We start from the raw sequence: 1,108 nt of genomic DNA, 5'->3' as shown, positions 1-1,108 counted from the left end.
CAGATCACTCGATGATGGAGGCGACGACGCCGGCGCCCACCGTGCGGCCACCCTCGCGGATGGCGAAGCGCAGCTTCTCTTCCATGGCGATCGGAACGATCAGCGCCACGTCCATGGACACGTTGTCGCCCGGCATCACCATCTCGGTGCCTTCCGGCAGCGTGCACACGCCGGTCACGTCCGTGGTCCGGAAGTAGAACTGCGGGCGGTAGTTGGTGAAGAACGGGGTGTGACGGCCGCCCTCTTCCTTGGTCAGGATGTAGGCTTCGGCCTTGAACTTGGTGTGCGGCTTCACCGTACCCGGCTTGCACACCACCTGGCCGCGCTCCACGTCCTCACGCTTGGTGCCGCGCACCAGGATGCCGACGTTGTCACCGGCCTGGCCCTGGTCGAGCAGCTTGCGGAACATCTCGACGCCGGTGACCGTGGTCTTCTGCGTCGGGCGGATGCCCACGATTTCCACTTCCTCACCGACCTTGATGATGCCGCGCTCCACGCGCCCAGTCACCACCGTGCCGCGGCCCGAGATCGAGAACACGTCCTCGATGGGCATCAGGAACGGCAGGTCCACCGGACGCTCGGGCTGCGGGATGTAGGCGTCGACCGCCTCCATCAGCTTCAGCACCGCGTCGCGGCCGAGCTTCGGATCGCCGTTCTCCAGCGCCACCAGCGCCGAGCCACGGATGATCGGGATGTCGTCGCCGGGGAAGTCGTACTTGGACAGCAGCTCGCGCACTTCCAGCTCGACCAGCTCCAGCAGCTCCTCGTCGTCGACCATGTCGCACTTGTTGAGGAACACCACCAGCGCCGGCACGCCGACCTGACGGGCGAGCAGGATGTGCTCGCGGGTCTGCGGCATCGGGCCGTCGGCCGCCGACACCACCAGGATCGCGCCGTCCATCTGCGCCGCGCCGGTGATCATGTTCTTCACATAGTCGGCGTGCCCGGGGCAGTCCACGTGCGCGTAGTGCCGGTTCTGGGTCTCGTATTCCACGTGAGCGGTCGAGATCGTGATGCCGCGCGCCTTCTCTTCCGGCGCCTTGTCGATCTGGTCGTACGCCGTGAACGTCGCGCCGCCCGTCTCCGCAAGGATCTTCGTGATCGCCGC

1 protein-coding gene is annotated in these 1,108 nt (G+C 66.6%); it reads right to left on the bottom strand.

All coding sequences use genetic code 11. The features are described from left to right. Positions 1-4: 4 nt before the first annotated feature. On the bottom strand, positions 5-1,108 hold a 1,104-nt coding region (gene tuf, locus V5F66_RS22210), incomplete at its 5' end, for an elongation factor Tu (protein WP_394094737.1).

Origin of the sequence: Xanthobacter versatilis (assembly GCF_043193975.1) — a bacterium.
GTDB lineage: Bacteria > Pseudomonadota > Alphaproteobacteria > Rhizobiales > Xanthobacteraceae > Xanthobacter > Xanthobacter autotrophicus_E.
Note: the sequence above shows the minus strand (reverse complement) of the source record. Positions and strands in the feature narration are given on the sequence as shown.